A 2,313-nucleotide genomic window follows, 5' to 3' on the forward strand; every position below is an offset into this window, starting at 1 on the left:
AACCTTCGTGCTCCTCCGTTACTCTTTGGGAGGAGACCGCCCCAGTCAAACTACCCACCAGACAGTGTCCCCATCCCGGATTACGGGACCAGGTTAGAACATCACGCATACAAGGGTGGTATTTCAAGGTTGGCTCCACTCAAACTGGCGTCCAAGTTTCAAAGCCTCCCACCTATCCTACACATGTAGGAGCAATGTTCACTGTCAAGCTATAGTAAAGGTTCACGGGGTCTTTCCGTCTAGCCGCGGGTATACGGCATCTTAACCGCAAATTCAATTTCACTGAGTCTCGGGTGGAGACAGTGTGGCCATGATTACGCCATTCGTGCAGGTCGGAACTTACCCGACAAGGAATTTCGCTACCTTAGGACCGTTATAGTTACGGCCGCCGTTTACCGGGGCTTCGATCATGAGCTTCGCTTGCGCTAACCCAATCAATTAACCTTCCGGCACCGGGCAGGCGTCACACCGTATACGTCATCTTTCGATTTTGCACAGTGCTGTGTTTTTAATAAACAGTTCCAGCCACCTGGTTACTTCGACCGACCGGTGCTTAGAGAGCAAGTCTCATCACACTAGCCGGCGTACCTTCTCCCGAAGTTACGGTACTATTTTGCCTAGTTCCTTCACCCGAGTTCTCTCAAGCGCCTTAGTATTCTCTACCTAACCACCTGTGTCGGTTTGGGGTACGGTTCCTTATAATCTGATGCTTAGAAGCTTTTCCTGGAAGTAGGGCATCAACAACTTCAGCTCCGTAGAGCCTCGTCTCGTATCTCAGCCTTAAGAAGAACCGGATTTACCTAATTCTTCAGCCTACATACTTTCACATGGACAACCAACGCCATGCTTGCCTAGCCTGCTCCGTCCCTCCTTCGCAATTATAAGAAGTACAGAAATATTAATCTGTTTCCCATCGACTACGCGTTTCCGCCTCGCCTTAGGGGCCGACTTACCCTGCCCTGATTAACATGGGACAGGAAACCTTGGTCTTTCGGCGTGGGGGTTTTTCACCCCCATTATCGTTACTCATGTCAGCATTCGCACTTCTGATACCTCCAGCAAACTTCTCAGTTCACCTTCAACGGCTTACAGAACGCTCCCCTACCACTTATCCAAAGGATAAATCCGCAGCTTCGGTGCATAGTTTAGCCCCGTTACATCTTCCGCGCAGACCGACTCGACTAGTGAGCTATTACGCTTTCTTTAAAGGGTGGCTGCTTCTAAGCCAACCTCCTAGCTGTCTATGCCTTTCCACATCGTTTCCCACTTAACTATGACTTTGGGACCTTAGCTGGCGGTCTGGGTTGTTTCCCTTTCCACGACGGACGTTAGCACCCGCCGTGTGTCTCCCGGATAGCACTCATTGGTATTCGGAGTTTGCAAAGGGTTGGTAAGTCGGGATGACCCCCTAGCCTTAACAGTGCTCTACCCCCAATGGTGTTCGTCCGAGGCTCTACCTAAATAGATTTCGGGGAGAACCAGCTATCTCCCGGCTTGATTAGCCTTTCACTCCGACCCACAGGTCATCACCGCATTTTTCAACATACGTGTGTTCGGTCCTCCAGTTGATGTTACTCAACCTTCAACCTGCCCATGGGTAGATCGCCGGGTTTCGGGTCTATGCCCTGCAACTGAACGCGCAGTTAACACTCGCTTTCGCTACGGCTCCCCTAATCGGTTAACCTAGCTACAGAACATAAGTCGCTGACCCATTATACAAAAGGTACGCAGTCACCCACGAAGGGCTTCCACTGCTTGTACGTATGCGGTTTCAGGTTCTATTTCACTCCCCTCACAGGGGTTCTTTTCGCCTTTCCCTCACGGTACTGGTTCACTATCGGTCAGTTAGGAGTATTTAGCCTTGGAGGATGGTCCCCCCATATTCAGTCAAGATTTCTCGTGTCCCGACCTACTCGATTTCACGGTAAGTTCATTTTCGTGTACGGGGCTATCACCCTGTATCGCTGAGCTTTCCAGCTCATTCCACTAACTTACAAACCGCTTAAGGGCTAATTCCCGTTCGCTCGCCGCTACTAAGGAAATCTCGGTTGATTTCTTTTCCTCGGGGTACTTAGATGTTTCAGTTCTCCCGGTTCGCCTCATTAAGCTATGAATTCACTTAATGATACCCGCCTGATGACGGGTGGGTTTCCCCATTCGGACATCTGAGCCTATAACGCCTTTTATCGGCTTAACTCAGCTTTTCGCAGATTAACACGTCCTTCATCGCCTCTAACTGCCAAGGCATCCACCACATACGCTTAGTCACTTAACCATACAACCCAAAGAAAACTCTGTTTTGTATGTCTGACA

At 49.9% G+C, this 2,313-nt stretch carries 1 rRNA gene; it reads right to left on the reverse strand.

Annotation, left to right across the window (positions count from 1 at the left end):
• Positions 1-2,275 (reverse strand): 23S ribosomal RNA (locus E8M12_RS16210); the annotation flags it as partial.
• Positions 2,276-2,313 lie beyond the last annotated feature (38 nt).

The sequence above is a fragment of the Thalassotalea mangrovi genome, from assembly GCF_005116735.1.
GTDB lineage: Bacteria > Pseudomonadota > Gammaproteobacteria > Enterobacterales > Alteromonadaceae > Thalassotalea_A > Thalassotalea_A mangrovi.